This is a genomic window from Azoarcus sp. DD4, assembly GCF_006496635.1.
GTDB lineage: Bacteria > Pseudomonadota > Gammaproteobacteria > Burkholderiales > Rhodocyclaceae > Azoarcus.
Genome location: NZ_CP022958.1, coordinates 3,913,593 through 3,937,150, shown reverse-complemented (window position 1 = coordinate 3,937,150; position 23,558 = coordinate 3,913,593). Strand labels below are relative to the sequence as shown.

Below are 23,558 nucleotides of genomic sequence, written 5' to 3'. Positions count from 1 at the left end.
ATGATCGAGCGTTCAGACGATACTGCCGTCCTCGGCTCCAGCTTGCTCCCGCCTGAATTCCTCAAGCAGGTTCAATTCTTCCTTGCTCAGCCGGCGTGCGGCGAGCAGGTCGGGGCGGCGCAAGGCGGTGCGCCCCAACGCCTGCTTCAGTCGCCAGCGCCGGATCAGCGCGTGGTTGCCCGACAGCAGGACTTCCGGCACCCGCAGGCCCCCGTAGACCTCGGGGCGGGTGTAGTGCTGGCAATCCAGCAGGCCGTCGACGAAGGAATCCTCCACCGCCGAATCGGCATCGTTCAATGCACCAGGCAACTGCCGGATGACTGCGTCCAGCAGCACCATTGCCGGCAGTTCGCCGCCGGAGAGGACGAAATCGCCGAGCGAAATCTCCTCGTCCACGCAGCGATCCAACAGGCGCTGATCCACGCCTTCGTAGCGGCCGCAGAGCAGGATCATGCCCGGCGTCGCGGCCAGTTTCAGCACGCGGCCGTGATCCAGTGTGCGCCCCTGGGGCGACAGGTAGATCACCGGGCCGCTGCAGCCTATGGCTGCCTGCTGCGCAGCGCGTGCCTCGCCGATGGACTGCTCCAATGGCTCGGCCAGCATCACCATGCCGGGGCCGCCGCCGTAGGGGCGGTCGTCCACCGTGCGGTGCGCGTCGGTGGCGAAGTCCCGCGGGTTGTGAAACCCGATCTCGTACAGGCCCCGGTCGCGCGCGCGCCGTGTAATGCCGCTCGCGGTCAGTGCCGCGAACATCTCCGGGAACAGCGTGACCACGTCGTAGCGGCGTGCTGTCGCCGCCCGTCCGTCAGCATTCGGCGCTGTCACCAGTCTTTCTGCCATGCCACCCGGATGCGCCGGGCGGTGAGGTCTACATCGAGTACGTAGGCGGCGACGAAGGGGACGAGCCGTTCGACATCGCCATCCTGTATCTGCAGGACATCGTGCGCGCCAGTCGAAAGCAGGCCGCTTACGGTGCCCAGTGCTTCATCCGCTTCATTCACTACTGCCAGGCCGACGAGGTCGCCCCAGTAGTATTCGTCCTGCGCGGTCGCCGGCATCGCTGCACGCGGTGCCCCGACGTAACGTCCTTCGATGGCTTCGGCCGCATTGCGGTCGGGGATGCCGTCCAGCGTGGCGACCAGACCCTTGCCGTGCGGCCGGCAGGCGATGAGCTTGTATTCCACCCAGGCTTCGTCCGGCGCGTCCGGATCGTCCGCCAGCCACCAGTGCGACATCTTGCGCCAGGAGGCCGGATCGTCCCCGAAGGGGTGGATCTTGAGCCAGCCCTGAACGCCAAAAGGGGCGACGATGCGCCCCAGAACCATCATTTGGCGACGACCTGAACGATCAGGCAGCGGCCTTGGCGGCCTGCTTGACGAGACGGGCGACGGTCGGCGACAGCTGGGCGCCGTTCTGCTCCCAGTAGGCCAGGCGTTCGGCGTTGACGACCAGGCCCTTCTCGGCACCGGAGGCCACCGGGTTGTAGTAACCCACGCGCTCGATGAAGCGACCGTCACGACGATTGCGGGAATCGGCGGCAACGATGTTGAAGAACGGGCGCTTTTTGGCGCCGCCACGGGCAAGGCGAATGACGACCATTCTGTGTGTCCTGTATTCGGTAGATGCGAAAAGCCGTGCATGATAAGGCAAAGCCCGGAAAGTCACAAGCCATGTCAGGGGTTTAGCGCATCGATTCCGGCTGCTCGAGTGGGGCGAGCAGGGTCGCCACCGCCTGCTGCTCGGTGCGGAAGCCGGCCCGGGGCTCGAGTGCCACCCACAGTGGGTCGCGCTGCATGGTATCGATCACCTGCTTCTTCAGGCCGCAAAAGGCAATCGCCTGGCCCTGGCTGCGAAAGCGGTCGACCAGGCCGCGCAGCACGTGCAGGCCGGTGGCATCGATGTCGTTGATGCCGGCAGCCGATACCAGGACGATGCGGACGTCGGGCTGGGCGCGCGCGGCGCGCAGCATGGCGTCTTCGAAGGTGGCCGCAGTGACGAAGCTGAGCGGGCTGTCGAAACGCAGGATTACCAGCTGCGGATGGGGGTGGCGCAGGCCGAAGCGTTCGAGATCGCGGTAGGTGCCGTCCTCGTGCAGGCCGAGCAACGCCACCCGCGGGCTCATGCCGCGATAGACCATCAGTGCGAGCGAGAGCAGCAAGCCGGTGAGGATGCCGTTCTGGATGTTGGGGGCGAAGGCGAGGGTTGCGCAGAAGGTCAGGGTAGCCGCAAAGCCATCGTCGCGGCTGGTTTTCCAGGCGCGGGCGAGAGCGCTGAAATCGAGCAGGTTGGCCACCGCGAGCAGGATGACTGCGGCGAGCACGGGTTTCGGTAGATGCCACAGCAGCGGCGTGAAGTAGAGCAGGGTGAGCAGCACCATCAGGGCCGATACCAGCGACGACAGGCCGGTCCGTGCGCCGGCGGCGTAGTTGAGTGCGGAGCGCGAGAAGGACGAGCTGACCGGCAGGCTGCCGGTGAAGGAGGCCACGATCTTGGCCAGCCCCTGGCCGATCAGTTCCTGGTTCTGGTCCCAGGGCTGGCGGGTTCGTCCGGAGATGATCTTGGCGCTGGATGCGGCCTCCATGAAGCTCACCAGGGCGATGACGAAGGCGGTGGGCAGCAGGCTGGCGGCGGCCTGCAGATCGACCGCCGGCAAGGCCAGTGGCGGCAGGCCGGTCGGGATGCTGCCGACCACCGGCCCGCCGTTGGCGGCGAATCCGGTGAGCGAGGCCAGCAGCGTGGCAGCGGCGACCACCAGTAGCACACCGGGCCAGCGAGGTGCCAGTCGGCGCAGGAGTAGCAGCGCGGCCAGTGCGCCGAGGCCGAACGCGGCCGATGCGGCGTGGAGGCCGTCGGCGCGTTGAAAGGCCCGGACGAGGTCGGTGAGAAACTGGCCGGACTGTGCCAGCGAGAGCCCGATCAGGGGCGGTACCTGAGACAGGCAGATGACCAGCGCTGCGGCATTCAGAAAGCCCATCAGCACCGGGTGCGACAGCAGGTTCAGTAGCCAGCCGAGCCTGAACAGGCCGAGCGCGAGCTGGATCAGCCCGGACATCAGTGCCAGCAGGATGGCGAGGGCGAGGAACTCCGGCGTATCCGGACGCGCCAGCGGCAGCAGGCTGGCGCCGGTGAGCAGCGAGGTGAGCGCGACCGGCCCGGTGGAAAGCTGTCCGCAGGAGCCGAACAGGGCACCGACGACGGTGGGCAGCAACGCCGCATACAGGCCGATGTGTGGCGGCAGCGAGCCAAGCTGGGTGTAGGCCAGCGATTGCGGCACCATCACCAGCGCCACGGTGATGCCGGCCAGAATGTCGCCGCGTATGCTGCTGCCCGACCACTGTCGTGGCCAGGCGAGAAAGGGAAACAGGCGCTCCGGGGGCAGAGGCATCGCGTGGCCGAGACCGAAGGAAATGCCCGCTATATTAGCAAGGCCTGTTTCGTTCCGTCGCCTGTCCGGTTCGGACTGATACTGTCAGGTCCAGTCGCGCGGCTGGAGGTAGGTGTCGTAGAGCTCGGCTTCGGCGCTGCCCGCTTCCGGATGCCAGTCGTAGCGCCATTTCACGATGGGCGGCATCGACATCAGGATGGATTCGGTGCGCCCGCCCGATTGCAGGCCGAACAGTGTGCCGCGGTCGAACACCAGGTTGAATTCCACGTAGCGGCCGCGGCGGTAGGCCTGGAAATCGCGTTCGCGCTCGCCGTAGGCGATGTCGCGTCGACGACCGGCGATGGGCAGGTATGCGTCGAGGAAGGCGTCGCCGACTGAGCGGGTGAGGCCGAAGGCCGTGTCGAATTCCGTCTGGCCGTCGGCGCCGAGATCGTCGAAGAAGAGACCGCCCACGCCGCGCGGTTCGTTGCGGTGCTTGAGAAAGAAATAGCGGTCGCACCAGTCCTTGAGGCGGCGATGCTCCGCTTCGCCACCGAAAGGCAGCACCGCGGCCTTGCAGGTGGTGTGGAAATGGCGGACGTCGTCCTCGAAGCCGTAATACGGCGTGAGGTCCATGCCGCCGCCGAACCACCACACCGGCGCCTTGCCGTCGGCTAGCGCAATGAAACAGCGCACATTCATGTGCACGGTCGGGCAGTAGGGGTTGCGCGGATGCAGCACCAGCGACACGCCCATCGCCTCGAAGCGGCGGCCGGCGAGTTCCGGCCGGTGGGCGGTGGCGGAGGCGGGCATGCCGTCGCCCATCACGTGCGAGAAGTTGACGCCGCCGCGCTCGAAGAAATTGCCGTCCTCGATGACGCGAGTCAGGCCGCCGCCACCGCCCGGCCGCTCCCAGCCGTCGCTACGGAAGGCTTGGCCGTCGAAGGCTTCCAGCTCGGCGACGATGCGCGTCTGCAGGCCGGTGAAGTACTGCTTGATGGTGGCGAGGTCCATGGCGATTGCGTCAGGTCTTGCGGGCGACGGCGCGATGGCCGATGTCGCGGCGGTACTGGCGGCCGTCGAAGTGGATTGCGTCGGCCAGTTCGTAGGCGCGCTTCTGTGCGGCCTTGACGTTGTCGCCAAGCGCGGTGATGCACAGCACCCGGCCACCGGCGGTGACAACGGCGCCGTCCTGCTCGGCGGTGCCGGCATGGAATACGTGCGCTTCGTCGCTGGCGGTGGCGGGCAGGCCGGTGATCGCGTCGCCCTTTCTCGGGCTGTCCGGATAGCCGGCGGCCGCCAGCACCACGCCGAGGGCGACACGGCGGTCCCATTCGGCGTCGACCTGGTCGAGCTTGCCGGCGATGGCGGCTTCGACGAGATCGGCGAGGTCGGTCTTGAGCCGCATCATGATGGGCTGGGTTTCGGGATCGCCCATGCGGCAGTTGAATTCGACCACGCGCGGCTTGCCGGCGTCGTCGATCATCAGGCCGGCATAGAGGAAGCCGGTGTAGGGCAGGCCGTCGGCCGTCATGCCGGCCAGCGTGGGCTGGATGATCTCGCGCATGACGCGGGCGTGCACTTCCGGCGTCACCACCGGGGCGGGCGAGTAGGCGCCCATGCCGCCGGTGTTGGGGCCGAGGTCGTCGTCGAGCAGGCGCTTGTGGTCCTGGCTGGTGGCCAGCGGCAGCGCATGCTTGCCGTCGGCCATGACGATGAAGCTGGCTTCCTCGCCCTGCATGAACTCCTCGATGACGACGCGGGCACCTGCATCGCCCATCTTGTTGTCGAGCAGCATCATGTCGATCGCGGCGTGCGCTTCTTCCAGCGTCATCGCCACGACCACGCCCTTGCCGGCGGCGAGGCCGTCAGCCTTGATCACGATGGGCGCCCCTTCGGCGTCGATGTAGGCATGCGCCTGGGCGGCGTCGGCGAAGGTCTGGTACTTCGCGGTCGGGATGTTGTGGCGGACCAGGAAGCGCTTGGCGAAGTCCTTCGAGCTCTCGAGCTGGGCGGCGTTCTTCGTCGGCCCGAAGATGGGCAGGCCGGCGGCGCGGAAGGCGTCGACCACGCCAGCGGCGAGCGGCGCCTCGGGGCCGACCACGGTGAAACCGACCTGCTCGCTGCGGGCGAGCGCGACCAGATCGTCGTTGCTGGTGGCGGCGACGTTTTGCAGCTTGGGCTCGCGCGCGGTACCGGGGTTGCCCGGCGCGACCAGCACGCGGGTGACCTTGGGCGACTGGGCGAGCTTCCAGGCCAGCGCGTGTTCGCGTCCGCCCGAGCCGATGACGAGGACTTTCATGTGCTGCTCCGGATCAGTGACGGAAGTGGCGGAAGCCGGTGAACACCATGGCGATGTTCTGCTCGTCGGCGGCGGCGATCACCTCGGCGTCGCGCATCGAGCCGCCCGGCTGGATCACCGCGGTGGCGCCGGCCTGGGCGAGCACGTCGAGACCGTCGCGGAACGGGAAGAAGGCGTCCGAGGCGACCACGCAGCCCGGGATCACCAGACCGGCATTCTCGGCCTTGATCTTGGCGATGCGGGCGGAGTCGACGCGGCTCATCTGGCCGGCACCGACGCCGATGGTCATGCCGTCCTTGCAGTAGACGATGGCGTTGGACTTGACGTACTTGGCCACGCGCCAGGCGAACAGCATGTCGCGCAGTTCGGTATCCGACGGCGCGCGCTTGGTGACGACCTTGAGGTCGGCGAGCTGGATGCGGGCCTCGTCGGCGCTCTGCACCAGCAGGCCGCCGCCGACGCGCTTGTAGTCGAGTGCGCCGGCGGGCTTGCCGAGCGGGCAGGTGAGTACGCGCACGTTCTGCTTGGCGCGCAGCAGTTCGAGGGCGTCGGCAGTGTAGGAGGGCGCGATCAGCACTTCGAGGAACTGGGCCGACACCGCTTCGGCGGCGGCGCGGTCGACTTCGCCATTGAAGGCGATGATGCCGCCGAAGGCCGAGGTCGGGTCGGTGGAGAAGGCCTTCTTGTAGGCTTCCAGCGGGGTCGCGCCGAGCGCCACGCCACAGGGGTTGGCGTGCTTGACGATGACACAGGCCGTGGTGTCGAAGGCCTTGACGCATTCCCACGCCGCGTCGGCGTCGGCGATGTTGTTGTAGGACAGTTCCTTGCCCTGCAGCTGGGTGTAGCTGGCGATGCCGCCTTCGGCCGCGCCCGGTTCCTTGTAGAACGCGGCGCTCTGGTGCGGGTTCTCGCCGTAGCGCAGGTTTTGCACCTTGTCGAAGGCGAGCTGGAAGCGCTCCGGGTAGGCCTGCTTGGAGACGTCGCCGGCTTCGTTGGTGACCAGCGCGGTGAGGTGGTTGGAGATCGCCGAGTCGTAGCGCGCGGTGTGGGTGAAGGCCTTCACCGCCAGCGCGAAGCGGGTCTTGTAGCTGAGCTTGTTGGCGTTGGCCTTGAGCTCGGCGACGATGCCGGCGTAGTCCTCCGGATCGGTGACGATGCCGACGCCGCCGGCTTCGGTGCCGTGGTTCTTGGCCGCGGCGCGCACCATGGTCGGGCCACCGATGTCGATGTTCTCGATCGCGTCTTCCAGGGTGCAGTCCGGGCGGGCCACGGTGGCCTGGAAGGGGTAGAGGTTCACCACCACGAGGTCGATGCGGCTGATGTCGTGGGCGGCGATGGTGTCCATGTGTTCGGCAAGGTCGCGGCGGGCGAGGATGCCGCCGTGCACCTTGGGATGCAGGGTCTTCACCCGGCCGTCCAGCATTTCCGGGAAGCCGGTGTGCTCGGACACGTCGGTGACCGCGAGGCCGGCGTCGCGCAGCAGGCTGGCGGTGCCGCCGGTGGACAGCAGCTTGATGCCGAGGCCGGCGAGTTCGCGCGCGAAGTCGAGCACGCCGCGTTTGTCGGAAACACTGATGAGGGCTTGGGTGACGTTCATCTTGGGCAGGGCAGGAAAGGAAAAAGATCGTGGTGCGGCGGGCGGTGGCTGCCGCGCCGCGGAAGGGGACAGTGGTAGCGCGCGGCCTTGCGCGCCGTCAGAGCAGGTCGTAGTCGGTCAGCTTGCGGCGCAGCGTGTTGCGGTTGATGCCGAGCATGTCGGCGGCGACCGTCTGGTTGCCCTTGGCCTGTTGCAGCACGAACTCCAGCATCGGCCGCTCGACGTTGCGGATCACCATGTCGTAGATCGCGGACGGTTTCTCGCCGTCGAGGTCGCGGAAATACTGGTCCAGAGTCCGGAATACGGAGTCGGCGATCTCGTTGCTGCGGCTCATGCTGCGAGTTCCTGAGGCTGTTCGTCGTCCACGCCCGCCAGGTAGCTCAGACGGCTGCCGGCTTCGGCGAGCTGGCCGAAGAAGTCGTCTACGGCGGACAGCTGGGCCGGGATGTCGGGCAGTTGGTTCATCGTGCGGCGGAAGGCCGCCGAGCCGACCAGGCCCTTGGTGTACCAGGAGATGTGCTTGCGCGCGACCTTGACGCCGGTGTCTTCACCGTAGAAAGCGTAGAGATCGGCCAGGTGCTCGCGGCAGACCTGATGGATCTCGCTCACCAGCGGCGGCGGGAGTTCTTCGCCGGTGGCGAGGAAGTGCTCGATCTCGCGGAAGATCCACGGCCGACCCTGGGCTGCGCGGCCTATCATCACGCCGTCGGCGCCGGTGTAATCGAGCACGTGCTTGGCCTTCTGCGGCGTGGTGATGTCGCCGTTGGCGATCACCGGTATCTTCACCAGCGTCTTCACCAGCGCGATGGTGTCGTATTCCGCCTCGCCCATGTACTGGTCGGCGCGGGTGCGGCCGTGGATGGCGATGCCCTGGATGCCCGAGTCTTCGGCGATACGGGCGATCAGCGGGGCGTTCTTGTTCTGGCGGTTCCAGCCGGTGCGGAACTTGAGCGTGACCGGGGTGCCGGGTACAGCCTTGACCACCGCCTCGAGGATGCGGGCGACCAGCGGTTCGTCCTGCATCAACGCCGAACCCGCCATCACGTTGCACACCTTCTTGGCCGGACAACCCATGTTGATGTCGATGATCTGGGCGCCGCGGTCGGCGTTGTGGCGGGCGGCCTCGGCCATCATCGCCGGGTCGGCGCCGGCGATCTGCACCGAGATCGGATCGACTTCGCCGTCGTGGTTTGCGCGGCGCTGGGTCTTGGCGCTGCCGTAGAGCAGGGAGTTGGACGTGACCATCTCGGACACGGCCACGCCCGCCCCCATCTTCTTGCACAACTGGCGGAAAGGACGGTCCGTCACGCCCGCCATGGGAGCGACGAAGAGATTGTTGCGCAAGGTGAATCCGGCGAACTGCATGGATGGGGACAAGCTGGAAAAGGGCAGCATTTTACCCCATGCGGGGTAGGGTGGGTTAGCGCCGGCGCTCGATACGGGCGGTCGCCCGTGACCTCTGTTACGGCCAGGCGCGTGCGCCGAACATCATCCGCTTGGCCACGAAGTGGCGCAGCGGCGGGCAGATGTCGAGCAGGAAGAGGCCGGCGCCGCGGGCGTGGCGCAGCGGCATCAGGTCGTTGCTGAAGAGCTTCACCAGGGTGTCGGTGAAGCGGATCGTGCCGAAGCGGTCGAGCTGGCGGGCGCGGGCGTGGCCGGCCAGCAGGGCGGGTGCGCCCGGGTCGAAACCGGGCTGTCGTGCCTGGCGACGCAGGGTATCCGCAAGGCTGCAGACGTCGCGCAGGGCGAGGTTGAAGCCTTGGCCGGCAACCGGATGCAGGGTTTGAGCGGCGTTGCCCAGCCACACGGTGCGCTCGCCCACCGGATGGCGGCGGTAGCGCAGGACCAGCGGGTAGCGCAGGCGTTCGCCGATGGCGGTCAGGTGGACGCGGCCGCCTATCTTGGCCTGCAGGCTGGCGAGATAGGCGTCGTCGTCCAGTGCCAGCAGCGTGTCGGCCTGCGTAGGGGGGGCGACATGGACGATGGCGTAGTCCTTGCCGTAGGGCAGGAAGGCGACCGGGCCGTCCGAGGTGAAGCGCTCGAAGGCGGTGTGGTGGTGAGCGCCGGCCACGCGGGCCACCGAGATCAGAGCGTGCTGACCGTAGTCGTGCTCGACAACGTCGGCGTCGCCCGCGCGCAGGCCGCCTTCGGCGCAGGCGACGAGGCGGGCGCCCAGCCTGGCAGGCGCGTCGGTGCCGGCCAGTTCCGCGCTGACCATGTCGCCGTTCGGCGTCAGTGTGCCGACTTCGGTCTGGTCCAGCACCGGGATGCCAGCTGCGTCCACGGCCTTGCGCAGGGCGCCGGCCAGCGTGCCGGCAGCGGTGACGTAGCCGAGCGCAGGCAGTTCGTAGTCTCCCGCGCGCAGCAGGCTGCGGCCGAAGCCGCCCTGCTGGGATACATGTATGGTCTCGATCGGCGTGGCGGCGATGTCACGCCAGACGCCGAGACGCTCCAGGCTGAGCCGGCTGCCGTGGGCCAGCGCCAGCACGCGCGGGTCGCTGCCCACAGCCTCGCGCGGGCGTGCATCTGCCAGCACGACGTCGAGGCCGCTGTCTTTCAGCGCCAGCGCCAGCGCCAGCCCGACCGGGCCGGCACCGACGATCAGCAGGTCACGCTGCGGCATGGGCGTCCCGCATCAGCGCTTCGATGTCGACGACTTCGCGCGGCACGCCGTCGGTGAGGTATTCGCAGCCATCGGCGGTGACGAGCGCATCGTCCTCGATGCGGATGCCGATGTTCCAGAAGGCTTCCGGCACGTCGGCGGCCGGGCGGATGTAGCAGCCCGGTTCTACGGTGAGCACCATGCCCGCCTCGAGCGGCCGCCAGTCGCCGCCGACCTTGTATTCGCCGGCATCGTGTACATCCATGCCCAGCCAGTGGCCGGTGCGGTGCATGTAGAAGCGGCGGTAGTCGCCCTTTTCCAGCACGGCATCGAGCGAACCTTCGAGCAGCTTGAGATCCAGCATGCCCTGCGCGAGCACCTTCACCGCGGCGTCGTGCGGTTCGTTCCAGTGGGCGCCGGGGCGGATGGCCGCCCGGGCGGCGTGCTGGGCGGCGAGCACCAGCTCGTAGACCGCGCGTTGCGGGCCGCTGAAGTGGCCGTTGGCCGGGAAGCTGCGGGTGATGTCGGAAGCGTAGCCGTCGAGCTCGCAGCCGGCGTCGATCAGCAGCAGGTCGCCATCGGCGATACGACGGTCGTTCTCGACGTAGTGCAGGATGCAGGCGTTGGCGCCGGCGGCCACGATCGAGGTGTAGGCCGGATACTGGCTGCCCGAGCGGCGGAAATGGTGCAGCAGTTCGGCTTCGATCTCGTATTCGAAACGGCCCGGCCGGGTTGCGCGCATGGCGCGGCAGTGCGCCTCGGCAGAGATGGCGCCGGCGCGACGCATGATGTCGATTTCGAAGCTGTCCTTGACCAGGCGCATCTCGTCGAGCTCGGCGCGCAGGTCGCGTACCGAGTGCGGCGGCACGATGCCGGTGCGGGCGTTGGCGCGAACGGCGTTGAGCGCCCTGGTGACGCGCGCGTCCCATTCGGCGTCGTTGCCGAGGCTGAACCACATCAGCGGCTGGTTGGCGAGAAGTTCGGGCAGGCGGCGATCGAAGTCGCCGATGGTCCAGGCTTCGTCGAAGCCGAAGACTTCGCGCGCCGCGTCGGGACCGTAGCGGAAGCCGTCCCAGATCTCCCGTTCTTCGTCCTTTTCGCGGCAGAACAGGATCTGCTTCGGCTCGGCACCGGCGACCAGCACCACCACCGCGCCGGGCTCGCGAAAGCCGGAGAGGTAGTAGAAGTAGCTGTCGTGCCGGTATGGATACTGGGTGTCGCGGTTGCGCGCGACTTCCGGTGCCGTGGGCAGGATGGCGACGCCGCCGCCGGCCGCGGCCATGCGGTCGAGCAGGCGCTGGCGACGGGCGAGAAAGGGCGTGGTGTCGAGCAGGCTGGTGGCGGTGGGAGCGTTCATGGCGGGAATTATGTCACGGCGGGTGGTGGCAGTTCGACCTGCAGGGCGCGGTCGAGTGCGGCGAGCTGCGCCGGCGTGCCGACGTTTTCCCAGCGGCCGCCGTAGCATTCTCCGCTGGCGCGGCCGGCCGTGATGGCGGCGCGGTAGTAGGGCGTCATTGCGACCTTCTGGCCGGGGGCGATGTCGGCGAAGAGGCGGCTGTCGTAGAGGCCGATGTTGCCGAAAGTGCGGCGTTCGCCGCCTTCCAGCGCCAGCAGGCCGTCGGCGCCAAGCGCAAAGTCGCCCGTCGGGTGGAAGGGCGGATTGGGTACCATGACCAGGTGCATCAGCGGATCGGGGCTGCCCGCCATGGCTGCGGCGCGCGGCAGCAGGCGGCGATAGTCGTAGTCGCAGTAGATGTCGCCCGATACCGCGAGGAAGATTTCGCCGCGCGCGTCGCCGGGGTGCTCCATCAGCAGCGGCAGCGCCTTGGCGATGCCGCCGGCGGTTTCCAGCGCGCTGCCTTCCGCGGAATAGCGCAGGCGCACGCCGTAGCGGCTGCCGTCGCCGAGCGCCGCCTCGATCTGTTCGCCCAGCCAGGCGTGATTGATGACGATGTCGACGATGCCGGCGCGCGCCAGCGCCTCGATCTGCCAGACGACCAGCGGCTTGCCGCCCACTGCGAGCAGCGGTTTGGGCGTTGCGTCGGTGAGCGGGCGCATGCGTTCGCCGCGGCCGGCGGCGAAGATCATGGCGCGCATCAGAAGGTGTAGCCGTATTCGACCTGCTCCGGGTCGAGGCGGTCGAGCAGCTTCGCCAGCGGACCGAGGTCGCGGTAGCGCTTGCAGGCGCGGCGCAGGTAGTCCATCACCAGCGGCATGTCCTTCAGATAGCCTTCCTTGCCGTCGCGGTGGTAGAGGCGGGCGAAGATGCCGAGCACCTTGAGGTGGCGCTGCACGCCCATCCATTCGAAGTCGCGATGGAAGTCGTCGAAGGCGGCACGCACCGGCAGGCCGAGCGAACGCGCCATCTCCCAGTAGCGGGCCAGCATGTCGAGCACGAATTCTTCGTCCCAGCGGATATAGGCGTCCTTGAACAGCGAAGCCAGGTCGTAGGTGATGGGGCCGTAGACCGCGTCCTGGAAGTCGATCACGCCGGGGTTGCGGCTGCCCGGCAGGTGCATCAGGTTGCGCGAGTGGTAGTCGCGATGCACGAAGACCTGCGGTTCGGCGAGATTGACCGCGAGGATGCGATCGAAGGTGCTCTCCAGCGCGAGCCTTTCCTTGTCGTTCAAGGTCACGCCCTTGTGGCGGGCAACGTACCACTCGGGAAACAGCATCAGTTCGCGCAGCAGCAGGGTGCGGTCGTACTCCGGCAGCACGCCGGGGCGGCTCGAGGCCTGGATGGCGGCCAGCGTGCCGAGCGCGTCGGCATAGAGATGGGCGTCGCGCAGCGGATCGTCGGACGGTTGCTGCAGGGCGGCAAGGTAGGTGGTGCTGCCGAGGTCGGACAGCAGCAGGAAACCCTGGTCGAGATCCTGGGCGAGTACGTCCGGCACGTGCGCACCGGCTTGGCGGAAAAGGTCGGCGACCTTCAGCCAGGGGCGGCAGTCTTCATGGGCCGGCGGCGCGTCCATGACGATCAGCGTATCGCCGCCGTCGTCGAAGCTGGCGCGGAAATAGCGGCGGAAGCTGGCGTCGGCCGATGCCGGCGCGAGCGTGAAGCTGCGGCCGGGTAATTGCGCGGCGAGCCAGGATTGGAGCAGTTCTAGACGTTGCAAACGGGATCTCCGCGGTCGATCGTGTAGAATCCGCGAGTTTATCAACATGGCCGTCTCAAGGGGCGGCCGGCGACCGTTTGCGATGTGGGGCGGTGCCAGGGACCGCGAGCATATGAGGCTGCGGTCGGGCCGCCTTGGGGGACTGCTTTGCCGGACAAGGGTTTGAATACGCGGATGCGATTGATTCCGCTGTTGTTGTGCTGGATGTCGGGGCCCGCGTTGGCAGCCGGCATGCCGGCCCTGGTGGTCTCTCCCGATCTGGTGCGCGGCGCAACAGGCGTGTCGGTGAAGGGCGCGACGACGGATGTTCAGCCGACGCAGCCGGCACCGGCCGCTGGTTCGGCGGTGGAAGTGCGCCCGGTCGAACCGGTGGAGCCGGCCGCGCGGGTAAGGCAGTCGACGCCCGCGTCGAAGCCTGCGACGCAGCCCGCCCCGGCAGCTGCGCAGACCACCAAGCCGGCCGCTCAAGCTGCAGCGGCGGCGCCTGCGCCCGGCTCGACGGAAGTGCGTGCCCTGCGCATCCGCGGCACGCGTGCGGTGGAACTGGTGGCCGACGGCGACGCCGAGCTGCAGCGTGACGACATCCTGTTGACCGCCGATACCCTCACCTACCGCGAACCCACCGACGAGGCCATCGCCGAAGGCAATGTGCGCCTGCGCCAGGGCGCCGACGTGATCTCCGGTCCGTCGGCCAGCCTGGTCGTCGGCGAGCAGGTCGGTGCCTTCCAGTCGCCGCGCTACGAGATCACGCGAACCAAGGAGCCGCTCGAGCCGGGCGATCCGCCGCGACAGGTGTCCGGTGGAGGCCAGGCCGACGTGCTGCACTTCGAGGGCGAAAACCAGTACCGTCTGGAGAACGCCACCTGGAGCACCTGCAAGGTCGATGATCCCGACTGGTACATCAAGGCGCGCGATCTCGAACTCGATTACGACCGCGAGATCGGCGTCGCCCACGGCAGCACCGTGGTGTTCAAGGACGTGCCGATGTTCTGGATGCCGTGGGCGGAGTTCCCCCTCGTCGGCCAGCGTCAGTCCGGCATCCTGCCGCCGACTTTCGGTTCGTCGAACAAGACCGGCTTCGACCTGACGGTACCGTACTACTGGAATATCGCCCCCAACTACGACGCCACGGTCTCGCCGCGCTACATGGGGCGCCGCGGCCTGCAGCTCGGCGGCGAGTTCCGTTACCTGGGCAGCAGCTACAGCGGCACTGCGCGGGCCGAATGGTTGCCGCACGACAGGATCACCGGGGAGGAGCGAACGCTGGGTTCGTTGCAGCACCACCAGCAATTCACCTCCTCCCTGTACGGCTCGCTGGACCTCAATGCCGTCTCCGACGACGACTACTTCGAGGATCTCAGCTCCCACGTCTCGGTGGCATCGCGGGTCAACCTGCTGCGCGAAGGGCGCCTGGTCTATGCAGGCAGCCCGTGGTGGAGCGCCTCGGCACTGGTGCAGAGCTACCAGACGCTCAACTCCGATCCCGCTTATGTGGTGAGCACGCCGTATCGCCGCGTGCCGCAGGTGCTCCTCAACGCTACGCGCCCCGATCTGCCCTATGGCCTGAATCTGGAGTGGAACAGCGAGTACGTGAAGTTCGCCCATCCGGACGACAAGAACGCCGAGGGCACGCGCTTCACCACCTATCCGCAGTTGTCGCTGCCGTTCCAGCAGGCGGGTTACTACATCACACCCAAGGTCGGTGTGCACTTCACCAAGTACGACCTCAATGAGCCGCTGGCGACGGTGCCCAACGGCCGCACCTCGATCACCCGTTCGGTACCGGTCTTCTCGGTCGACTCGGGGGTGACCTTCGAGCGCGACGCCCGCCTGTTCGGGTCGGATTTCATCCAGACGTTGGAGCCACGCCTTTACTACCTGAACGTGCCCCACCGTCGTCAGAACGACATTCCGTTGTTCGACACCAGCCGCTACGACTTCGGTTTTGCGCAGATTTTTGCTGAAAACCGCTATTCCGGCGGCGACCGCATCGGCGACGCCAACCAGCTCACGGCCGCTGTCACCACCCGTCTGATCGATCCGACGACGGGCGGCGAGCGCATGCGCGCATTGCTGGGCCAGCGCTATTACTTCGAGGACCAGCGCGTCACCGCTGACGAAGCGCCGCGCACCAGCCGCCGCACCGACGTGCTGGCCGGCTTCAGCGGCCGCATCACCCGCTACAGCACCCTTGACACCCTGGTGCAGTACAACACCGACGACAACGAGACCGAGCGCTTCAACGCCACCCTGCGCTACCAGCCGGAGTTCGCCAAGTCGCTCAATCTGAGCTACCGCTACGCACGCAGCCTGGAAATCATCAACGCCAACGACAGCCGCACGTACGGGCTGCGCGACCTCGACGTCTCCGGGCAGTGGCCGCTCGGCGGCGGCTGGTACGGCGTCGGTCGTCTGACCCACTCGCTGAAGGACGACCGCCTGACCGAGGCGATCGGCGGCGTCGAGTACGATGGCGGCTGCTGGGTCTTCCGTGTCGCGATGCACCGCTTCGCGACCGACCCCAACGATGTCACCAAGGCGGTGTTCGTCCAGCTCGAACTCAACGACCTCGCCAGCATCGGCTCCAGCCCGGTCAACCTGATCAAGCGCAGCGTTCCCGGCTATGGCAAGATCAACGACCCGGCTGCCGACCGCGTGTTCGGTGCGGAATGATGCCGGCGCGCCCTGTTACCTGTTCCCCATGCTCATGAATCGACTCCTGTCCCGTCCTCGCTCCCTGCTTGCCGCCGTCGCCATGTCGGCCGCGTTTTCCTTGTCCGCACAGGCTGCGGTGCAGTCGGTGGAGGTCGATCGCATCATCGCGGTGGTCAACAATGAGGTGATCACGGCGTTGCAGCTGCGCGAACGGGTCGATCAGATGACCCGCCAGCTGCAGCGCCAGGGTACCCAGCTGCCGCCCGCCGACGTGCTCGAACGGCAGCTGCTCGAACGTCTGATCGTCGAGCGCGCCCAGCTCCAGCTTGCGCGGGAGACGTCGCTGCGTATCGATGACGCCACGCTCGAACGCGCGATCGGCCGGATCGCCGAGAACAACAAGATGTCGCCCGACCAACTGCGCGCCGCGCTCGACCGCGACGGCATTTCGTGGAGCCGTTTCCGCAACGAGATCCGTACCGAGATCCTGCTGACCCGGCTGCGCGAACGCGAAGTCGATGCCAAGATCGTCGTTACGGATGCCGAGGTCGACAATTTCCTCACCGCCAATCCCGACGCCTTCTCCGGCGAGGAGTTTCAGGTCGCGCACATCCTGTTGCGGGCGCCGGAAGGGGCCACCCCGGAACAGATCAACCGCTTGCGCCAGCGCGCCGAGAGCGTGATGGCCCGGCTGAGAGCCGGCGAGGACTTCGCCCGGGTCGCGGCCGATTCCTCCGATGCGCCCGACGGCATCAGCGGCGGCAATCTCGGCTGGCGCTCGCGCGACCGACTGCCGGCGCTGTTCGCCGATGCGGTACGCAACATGAGTCCGGGCGAAGTGTCGCCGCCAATGCGCAGCGCGGCCGGGGTGCATCTGGTCAAGCTGGTCGCCAAGCGCGGCGGCGGTGCCGCGGCGGCACAGAAGCTGGAGCAGACACGTGCGCGCCACATCCTGATCAAGACGTCCGAGGTGCTGTCCGACGCCGAGGCGGAAACCCGCCTGCGCGGCCTGCGCGAGCGGGTGGTGACCGGCGGTGCGGATTTCGGCGAACTGGCCAAGGCCAACTCGGCCGACCTCTCGGCGGCCAAGGGCGGCGATCTCGGCTGGGTGAACCCGGGCGACACCGTGCCGGAATTCGAGCGTGCGATGAATGCACTCAAGCCGGGCGAAGTCAGCGCGCCGGTGCGTTCGCCCTTCGGCTGGCATCTGATCCAGGTCATGGAGCGCCGCCAGCAGGACGTCACCGACGAGCGCAAGCGCACCGCCGCGCGCAACATCCTGCGCGAACGCAAGGCCGACGAAGCCTACGAAGACTGGCTGCGCCAACTGCGTGACAGCACCTACGTCGAATACCGCCTCGAACGCGAATAAGCCGATGTCCGTGCGTCCGGTGCTGGCCATCACCAGCGGCGAACCCGCCGGCATCGGGCCCGAGTTGTGCGCGCGCCTGCTCGAGCGTGACTGGCCGGCGCGGCTGGTGGTGCTCGGCGATGCCGGTTTGATCGCCGGGAGGGCGGGCCCGGGGGTGGCGATCCGCCATTACGTTGCCGACGCACCGCCGCCTGCCGGCGTGCTCGAGGTGCTGCACCTGCCACTCGCGGTGCCGTCCGTTGCCGGCCGACTCGATGTTGCCAACGCCCGCTATGTACTGGCCTTGCTCGATCGCGCGCTGGCTGGCTGCGTGAGCGGCGAGTTCGCCGGCATGGTCACGGCACCGGTACACAAGGGCGTGATCTGCGAAGCCGGCGTGCCGTTTTCCGGCCACACCGAATACCTCGCCGAACACACCGCGACGCCGCTGGTGGTGATGATGCTGGTCGGCGGCGGTCTGCGCGTCGCGCTTGCCACCACCCATCTGCCGCTGGCCGCGGTGCCGGCGGCGATCACGCAGCCGGTGCTCGAACGCACCCTGCGCATCCTGCATGCCGACCTGGTGCAGCGTTTCGGCCTGCCGGCACCGCGCATCCTGGTGGCCGGGCTCAATCCGCATGCCGGCGAGGGCGGGCACATGGGGCGCGAGGAAATCGAAGTCATCACGCCGGTGCTGGAACGTCTGCGCGCCGAGGGCATGCAACTGCTCGGCCCGCTGCCGGCCGACACCTTGTTCGTCCCGCACACCCTGGAGCAGGGCGACGCGGTGTTGGCGATGTACCACGACCAGGGCCTGCCCGTACTCAAGCACGCCAGCTTCGGCGGCGGCGTCAACGTGACGCTCGGCCTTCCGGTGATCCGCACGTCGGTCGACCACGGCACCGCGCTCGATCTCGCCGGCAGCGGCCGCGCAGACCCGGGCAGCCTGTACGCTGCCGTCGATCTGGCGATTTCGATGGCCGGGGCCAGGGCCCGCAGCCCGGCCTGAGCGCCGTCCGAGGAATTCATGCAAGACCGCGAAACCGACGGCCACCGCGCGAGGAAGCGCTTTGGCCAGAACTTCCTGTCCGATCCGAACATCATCCGCCGCATCGTCGACGCGATCCGCCCCAGGGAGGGCGACATCATGGTCGAGATCGGGCCCGGCCTGGGCGCGATGACCACGCCGCTGATCGAGCGCCTCGGCCATCTGCACGTGGTCGAGATCGACCGCGACCTGATCGCCCGGCTGCGCGAAACCTGGACGCCGGCGCAGCTCAGCATCCACGAAGGCGATGCGCTCAAGTTCGACTTCGGCAGCCTCGGCGCGCCGTTGCGTGTCGTCGGCAATCTGCCCTACAACATTTCCACGCCCATCCTCTTCCACCTTGCCAGCTTCGCCGACAGCGTGAAGGACATGACCTTCATGCTGCAGAAGGAGGTGGTGATGCGCATGGTGGCCGAGCCCGGCACCGAGGAATACGGCCGCCTGTCGGTGATGCTGCAGTACCGCTTCCGCATGGCGCGTGTGTTCGACGTACCGCCGGGCGCTTTCCGGCCTGCGCCCAAGGTGATGTCCAGCATCGTGAGGATGATGCCGCTGCCGGCGGCCGAACTCACCGCGCGCGACGAGGACTTGCTCGGCCGCATCGTGACTGCGGCGTTCGGCCAGCGTCGCAAGACCTTGCGCAACACACTCAAGGACTTCCTCGACGAGACCGATTTCGCCGCCCTGGGGCTGGACCCCGGCCTGCGCGGCGAGCGCCTGTCGGTGGCCGAGTTCGTTGCCATCGCCAATCACGTCGCCGCCAAGGCATGAAAAAGGCCGGCGCTGCGGATGCAGTCGCCGGCCGTCTGCAGCGGGTGAAGCGCGTCAGGACTTCTTCACCGGGCAGGTGCTGAGACCGAGCAGCGGGTAGAGCGGGCACCAGCCGACGAGGCCGGTGGCAAGCGGCACCACCCCGATCCAGGCCCACACCGGGCCGCCCATCAGCGCCCATGCGATCAGGGCGAGGCCTGCGACGATGCGCAGGATCTTGTCGATACCGCCGACGTTGGCTTTCATGGCTGTCTCCGTACGTAAGGAAGGTGATGCCATTTCATCACCCTTGCCACGCCGGGTCTGTAACCCAGGTTACAGAGGGGGGCTCGCTTCAGTGTGCGCCGCCGGCAAGCGCGCGCAGGCCGGCCGGATCGAGGATCTCGATCTGTTCGCGCGACAGCTTCACCAGCCCCTGCTCGGCGAAGCCCTTGAGCAGCCGGCTGACGATCTCGCGCACGCTGCCAAGTTCGTCGGCCAGGTGCTGGTGGGTGACGTGCAGCACGCGGCCCTTGCCGAGCAGCAGTGCCGCGAGCCGCTGGTCCAGCCGGCGGAAGGCTACTTCCTCGATCAGCTGCATCAGGTCGGCGATGCGCTCGGCGAACAGGTGGAAGACGAAGTCGCGAAAGGCCCGGTCGGCCAGCAGTTCGTCGAACACCGCCTTGGGCAGCAGCATCAGCCGGGTGGCCGATTCGGTGACCCCGCGCGCGTTGTAGTCTTCATGGCCGAGCAGGCAGGACGAGGAGATGATGCAGGTTTCGCCCGGCGACACCCGGTAGAGCGGCAGTTCGCGACCGTTGGGTGCGCATTTTGCGACTTTTACCGATCCCTCCACCACGAAGGGGAAGCCCTCGCAGCTCTGATGATCGTCGAACAGCAGGGCGCCGGCGGGGATGTCCATCCAGCGGGCGGCGGCGAGTAGCCGCTCGCGCGCGGCGGGCGCAAGCGCGTCTATGACCGGGTAGCGGTTGCGGAGCAGGGTGGCGTCGTTCATCCGTTGGTGTTCTCGGTTTGGCCGCCGGGCAGGCTGTCTGCCGCGCAGCCGTATGTGCGCGTCAGCCAGTCGAGGACGATCGGCGTCGCGGCGGCCGGTGTGCCGACGTGGTCGGCATCGATTTCGACGTAGGCGCTTGCCGGATGTGGCGGCGCCAGGGCGTAAGCATACGTGCTGCCGAGGGCGAAATGCGGATCGGCACGGCCCGTTACCCACAGCAGCGGTATGGCCGAGCCGAGCCGCCGGCAGTTGTCCGGCAGCACGGCCGGGCCGTCGGCAGCGAAGTATTCGAGATAGTGCACAGGCTCCAGCCGCAGCCGGCGTGGCTGGCCCTGGAAGACATCGACCAGCGGGATGCGGCCGTGCCGGCCGGCGAGGATAGCGGCATGGGCCTGTTCCAGCGATGCACCGGTGAATCCGTCGGCGTGCAGGCGTTCCGGCAGGTGGCCGGGCGCGAGCACCAGCAGCCCGTCCGCGCAGCCGTGACGGCCGGCGCAGGCCAGTGCGGCATTGGCGCCGAGGCTATGGCCGCCGAGCAGGACCTGTCGGCAGCCTTGCTGCCGCAGTTGGTGCGCAGCCGCGTCCAGGGCGTCGAGCGCCTGGGCGAAAGGCGCGTCGTAGAGGCGCCCCAGCGACCACGGCAGTTCTGGTGTCGCGACCACATGGCCGCCAGCGCGCAGGGCATCGGCCAGCCCGGCGATGGCGAAGGGCGGTTTGTCCCACTTGCCGTGCGCCAGCACGATGCCGAATGTCGTCATGCGCGGGTGCGGTTCAGCCTTCGAGTTCCAGCACCACCGGGGCGTGGTCGGACGGACGCTCCAGCTTGCGCGGCGTCTTGTCCACCGTGCAGGCGCGGCAGGCGTCGCGCAGCGCCGGCGACACCAGGATGTGGTCGATGCGCAGGCCGAAGTTGCGGCGGAAGGCGCCCATGCGGTAATCCCACCAGGAAAAGCTCTTCTCCGGCTGGTCGAACAGGCGGAACGCATCGACCAGGCCGAGTCCGGTCAGCGCGGAGAAGGCGGTGCGCTCCGGCACCGAGACGTGGATTTCGTCCTTCCAGTCGGGATGGGCGTCGCGGTCTTCCGGTGCGATGTTGAAGTCGCCGGTCAGCACCAGACGCTCGTTCGTCTTCATCTCCTCGCGCACCCAGTCGGTGAGTGCGGCGAGCCAGCGCAGCTTGTACTCGAACTTGTCCGAACCGACCGCCTGGCCGTTGGGGAAGTAGCCGCAGATCACCCGCACACCGCCGACGGTGGCGGCGATGATGCGCTTCTGCTCGTCCTCGAAGCCGGGGATGTCGCGCACCACCGCCTCGACCGGCCGCGGGCTGAGGATGGCGACCCCGTTGTAGGTCTTCTGGCCGTTGAAGACGGCGTGGTAGCCGGCCGCTTCCAGTTCGGCGACGGGGAAGGCCTTGTCTTCGAGCTTGAGCTCCTGCAGGCAGAGTGCGTCTGGCTTGTTGGCGGCCAGCCATTCGAGCACGTGGGGCAGACGGACCTTGAGTGAATTGACGTTCCAGGTGGCGATTTTCATGTGAACCGTGAGTTGGCGATCGGTCGGGGGATGTGATGGCGGCGGAGCGCCCACGGGCGTGTGTGCTATCGATAAGGACTCCGCCGCTGCCTGGGGATGGATCTTACCGGAAGCCTCGGATCTCACGCCGCCCAGGGCGGCACCGCACAACGGTTGTCGAATCGGGGGAAGGCAGATGGGGGACGGTTTGCATGAGATCGCGCCGGTTTCCCGTGGCCCTGAGGTGGTGCATTACGCACATATCTTGTGCGCATATGGGCGACTATTTTGTATGCAATATTCGTGGACAACGTATTCGGCATGCAAGTCGAAGGCTCTATCTGGAGCTTGGCATGTCGTCGCGTGTTCGTTCAGTAATATGATTATTAATGGAAAAATATTCATTCACGGCGTGACCGCATAGCGCAGTGTGCTGTCGCTTGCGGTTTGGCACAGGCTTTGCTGATGCTCTTGCGTTTCCCCCTGCGGGGAGCCTAGCGGAGCCAGAATGAACCTGCGTCGCACCAAGCCGGCCGACAACGCCCCCTCCGGCCAGGAGATAGGCTCGGCGGTCGAGGTCTATGCCGAGTTGCGCGCGGCCATCGTCGACCATCGACTGCCGCCGGGCACCAAGCTGCGCGAGCAGGAAATCGCGGCCTCCTTCGGCGTCAGCCGTACCATCGTGCGCGAGGTGCTGATCGGCCTGATCCGCGACCGCCTGGTGGTGCAGCAGCACAACCGCAGCGCTGAAGTGGCGCGGCCCGACTGGTCGGAGGCGCGTCACATCTTCGCCGCGCGCGAACTCATCGAAGGCGAGGTGGTGCGCCAGCTGTGCGAACACTGCCAGCCTCCCCAGCTTGCGGTGCTGCGCGAGCTGATGGAGCAGGAGCTCCAAGCCGCCGCCCGCGGCGACAAGGCCGAGGCCATCCGCCTGTCCGGTGAATTCCACCTGCAGATCGCGCGCTTCGCCGGCAATCCGGTGATGTCCGACCTGCTGCGCGAGCTCGTGTCGCGCAGCTCGCTGCTGTTCGCGCTCTACCACCGCGCCGGCGAGCCGATGTGCGTGTCGCACGACCACGAACGCCTGCTCGATGCCATCGCCAGCGGCGACGGCGACAAGGCCCGCGCCGAAATGACTGCCCATCTCGGCGAGATCGAAACCCGTCTGCAACCCCTGGAGCCCGGCGCCACGCCCACGCTGGCGCGCCTGCTCGGTCGCAGCCCCGCCCGGAGAAAGAGCTGATGACAGCCTCCACGAACCACCTCGCCGCACTCGAACTCGTTGCCGTATCCAAGCGCTACGGCGATACCACCGCCGTCGATGCCATCGACCTCAAGATCGCCGGTGGCAGCTACTGCTGCCTGCTCGGCCCCTCGGGCTGCGGCAAGACGTCCACGCTGCGCATGATCGCCGGGCATGAACTGGCGAGCGACGGCGACATCGTGCTCGGCGGGCGCAACATCACCCTGCTGCCGGCGGCGGCGCGCGGCACCGCGATGATGTTCCAGAGCTATGCGCTGTTCCCGCACCTGTCGGTGCTCGACAACGTCGCCTTCAGCCTCAAGATGAAGGGCGTGGACAAGGCCACCCGCCACCGCCGCGCCCACGAACTGCTCGAACTGGTGGCGATGGGCAGCTATGCCGCACGCCTGCCCAGCCAGCTCTCCGGCGGCCAGCAGCAGCGCGTCGCGCTGGCGCGCGCGCTGATCACCGAGCCCCGCGCGCTGCTGCTCGACGAGCCGCTGTCGGCGCTCGACCCCTTCCTGCGGGTGCGCATGCGCGCCGAACTCAAGCGCTGGCAGAAGGAGCTGGGCTTCACCTTCGTGCATGTCACCCATTCGCAGGAAGAGGCGATGGGTCTGGCCGACCTCGCGGTGGTGATGAACCACGGCCGCATCGAGCAGGCCGCCTCGCCGCGCGAGATCTTCGAGGCGCCGCGCACCGAGTTCGTCGCACGCTTCATCGGCAACCACAACGTCATCGCCACCCCGGCCGGCAAGATCGCGGTGCGCAGCGACCGCATCACGCTGGCCGCGGACGGCGACGGCGTACCCGTCACGGTGCAGGCCTGTGAATACCAGGGCACCTTCGTGCAGGTCGCGCTCGCCAACGCCGCCGGCGAGGAATGGGCCGCCACCGTGCCCGACCGCGACTTCTTCGCCGCCCCCATCGAACCCGGTGCCAGCCTGCGCGCCAGCTGGCCCGCCGCCGCCGCGCACGCGCTGCAGGCCTGAACCCCTTTCCT

At 67.8% G+C, this 23,558-nt stretch carries 23 protein-coding genes; 6 read left to right on the top strand and 17 right to left on the bottom strand.

The annotated features are described in order from the left end of the window. Positions 1-12: 12 nt before the first annotated feature. From trmD to CJ010_RS18165, 13 genes are all read right to left on the bottom strand, one after another. Positions 13-840 carry a tRNA (guanosine(37)-N1)-methyltransferase TrmD gene (gene trmD, locus CJ010_RS18225; protein ID WP_141019367.1) on the bottom strand — a complete coding sequence of 276 codons (828 nt, stop codon included), beginning with the start codon at positions 838-840 and terminating at the stop codon, positions 13-15. After that, positions 822-1,328, bottom strand: coding sequence for a ribosome maturation factor RimM (rimM, locus tag CJ010_RS18220; protein WP_141019366.1), 507 nt, complete (start codon positions 1,326-1,328; stop codon positions 822-824). Before rimM ends, trmD begins: the two co-directional genes overlap by 19 nt. Before the next feature lie 19 nt (positions 1,329-1,347). Next, positions 1,348-1,599: a 30S ribosomal protein S16 gene (gene rpsP / locus CJ010_RS18215; protein ID WP_141019365.1), complete on the bottom strand. Its 252-nt coding sequence runs from the start codon at positions 1,597-1,599 to the stop codon at positions 1,348-1,350. A gap of 82 nt (positions 1,600-1,681) precedes the next feature. Next, positions 1,682-3,385, bottom strand: a complete 1,704-nt coding sequence (locus tag CJ010_RS18210; protein ID WP_141019364.1) for a SulP family inorganic anion transporter — start codon at positions 3,383-3,385, stop codon at positions 1,682-1,684. Positions 3,386-3,469: 84 nt separating this feature from the next. Next, positions 3,470-4,378 (bottom strand): oxygen-dependent coproporphyrinogen oxidase, encoded by a 909-nt coding sequence (gene hemF / locus CJ010_RS18205; protein WP_141019363.1) that lies wholly within the window; start codon positions 4,376-4,378, stop codon positions 3,470-3,472. Between the two features lie 10 nt (positions 4,379-4,388). Then, a complete protein-coding gene (purD, locus tag CJ010_RS18200; RefSeq protein WP_141019362.1) occupies positions 4,389-5,666 on the bottom strand; it encodes a phosphoribosylamine--glycine ligase in 1,278 nt (425 codons plus the stop codon). A gap of 13 nt (positions 5,667-5,679) precedes the next feature. Beyond that, a complete protein-coding gene (purH, locus tag CJ010_RS18195; protein ID WP_141019361.1) occupies positions 5,680-7,263 on the bottom strand; it encodes a bifunctional phosphoribosylaminoimidazolecarboxamide formyltransferase/IMP cyclohydrolase in 1,584 nt (527 codons plus the stop codon). Positions 7,264-7,360: 97 nt separating this feature from the next. Next, positions 7,361-7,597: a helix-turn-helix domain-containing protein gene (locus tag CJ010_RS18190; protein WP_011766619.1), complete on the bottom strand. Its 237-nt coding sequence runs from the start codon at positions 7,595-7,597 to the stop codon at positions 7,361-7,363. Beyond that, on the bottom strand, positions 7,594-8,628 hold the full coding sequence (gene dusB / locus CJ010_RS18185; RefSeq protein WP_141020764.1) for a tRNA dihydrouridine synthase DusB: 1,035 nt from the start codon (positions 8,626-8,628) through the stop codon (positions 7,594-7,596). The genes CJ010_RS18190 and dusB overlap by 4 nt, the downstream gene beginning before the upstream one ends. 97 nt (positions 8,629-8,725) lie before the next feature. Then, positions 8,726-9,886, bottom strand: a complete 1,161-nt coding sequence (locus CJ010_RS18180; protein ID WP_141019360.1) for an FAD-dependent monooxygenase — start codon at positions 9,884-9,886, stop codon at positions 8,726-8,728. Next, positions 9,873-11,222 (bottom strand): Xaa-Pro aminopeptidase, encoded by a 1,350-nt coding sequence (gene pepP / locus CJ010_RS18175; RefSeq protein WP_205754815.1) that lies wholly within the window; start codon positions 11,220-11,222, stop codon positions 9,873-9,875. Before pepP ends, CJ010_RS18180 begins: the two co-directional genes overlap by 14 nt. Before the next feature lie 8 nt (positions 11,223-11,230). Beyond that, complete coding sequence (gene murU, locus CJ010_RS18170; protein ID WP_141019359.1) at positions 11,231-11,962, bottom strand: N-acetylmuramate alpha-1-phosphate uridylyltransferase MurU; 732 nt, start codon at positions 11,960-11,962, stop codon at positions 11,231-11,233. Continuing rightward, entirely contained in the window at positions 11,962-12,981 is a 1,020-nt protein-coding gene (locus CJ010_RS18165) for an aminoglycoside phosphotransferase family protein (RefSeq protein ID WP_141019358.1), read from the bottom strand. The genes murU and CJ010_RS18165 overlap by 1 nt, the downstream gene beginning before the upstream one ends. Positions 12,982-13,155: 174 nt before the next feature. Between CJ010_RS18165 and CJ010_RS18160 the strand changes: the two genes are divergently transcribed. The 4 genes from CJ010_RS18160 to rsmA are packed head-to-tail and all read left to right on the top strand — an operon-like array spanning position 13,156 to position 18,806. After that, entirely contained in the window at positions 13,156-15,654 is a 2,499-nt protein-coding gene (locus CJ010_RS18160; protein ID WP_205754814.1) for an LPS-assembly protein LptD, read from the top strand. 34 nt (positions 15,655-15,688) lie between these two features. Further along, on the top strand, positions 15,689-17,008 hold the full coding sequence (locus CJ010_RS18155) for a peptidylprolyl isomerase (RefSeq protein ID WP_141019357.1): 1,320 nt from the start codon (positions 15,689-15,691) through the stop codon (positions 17,006-17,008). Positions 17,009-17,012: 4 nt separating this feature from the next. Further along, positions 17,013-17,996, top strand: a complete 984-nt coding sequence (pdxA, locus tag CJ010_RS18150) for a 4-hydroxythreonine-4-phosphate dehydrogenase PdxA (RefSeq protein WP_141019356.1) — start codon at positions 17,013-17,015, stop codon at positions 17,994-17,996. An 18-nt stretch (positions 17,997-18,014) separates the two neighbouring features. Beyond that, on the top strand, positions 18,015-18,806 hold the full coding sequence (gene rsmA / locus CJ010_RS18145) for a 16S rRNA (adenine(1518)-N(6)/adenine(1519)-N(6))-dimethyltransferase RsmA (protein ID WP_141019355.1): 792 nt from the start codon (positions 18,015-18,017) through the stop codon (positions 18,804-18,806). A 54-nt stretch (positions 18,807-18,860) separates the two neighbouring features. Here the strand turns inward: rsmA and CJ010_RS18140 are convergent, their stop codons facing one another. The 4 genes from CJ010_RS18140 to xth form a co-directional block, all read right to left on the bottom strand. Beyond that, complete coding sequence (locus CJ010_RS18140) at positions 18,861-19,052, bottom strand: DUF2892 domain-containing protein (RefSeq protein WP_141019354.1); 192 nt, start codon at positions 19,050-19,052, stop codon at positions 18,861-18,863. A gap of 88 nt (positions 19,053-19,140) precedes the next feature. Further along, entirely contained in the window at positions 19,141-19,800 is a 660-nt protein-coding gene (locus CJ010_RS18135) for a Crp/Fnr family transcriptional regulator (RefSeq protein ID WP_141019353.1), read from the bottom strand. Then, positions 19,797-20,558 carry an alpha/beta fold hydrolase gene (locus CJ010_RS18130; RefSeq protein ID WP_141019352.1) on the bottom strand — a complete coding sequence of 254 codons (762 nt, stop codon included), beginning with the start codon at positions 20,556-20,558 and terminating at the stop codon, positions 19,797-19,799. The genes CJ010_RS18135 and CJ010_RS18130 overlap by 4 nt, the downstream gene beginning before the upstream one ends. Positions 20,559-20,571: 13 nt before the next feature. Continuing rightward, positions 20,572-21,333 carry an exodeoxyribonuclease III gene (gene xth / locus CJ010_RS18125; RefSeq protein ID WP_141019351.1) on the bottom strand — a complete coding sequence of 254 codons (762 nt, stop codon included), beginning with the start codon at positions 21,331-21,333 and terminating at the stop codon, positions 20,572-20,574. Positions 21,334-21,820: 487 nt separating this feature from the next. On the opposite strand from xth, the gene CJ010_RS18120 reads away from it, so the two are divergent. Then, positions 21,821-22,555, top strand: a complete 735-nt coding sequence (locus CJ010_RS18120; RefSeq protein ID WP_141019350.1) for a GntR family transcriptional regulator — start codon at positions 21,821-21,823, stop codon at positions 22,553-22,555. Next, positions 22,555-23,547 carry an ABC transporter ATP-binding protein gene (locus CJ010_RS18115; RefSeq protein WP_141019349.1) on the top strand — a complete coding sequence of 331 codons (993 nt, stop codon included), beginning with the start codon at positions 22,555-22,557 and terminating at the stop codon, positions 23,545-23,547. Before CJ010_RS18120 ends, CJ010_RS18115 begins: the two co-directional genes overlap by 1 nt. Positions 23,548-23,558: the final 11 nt, after the last annotated feature.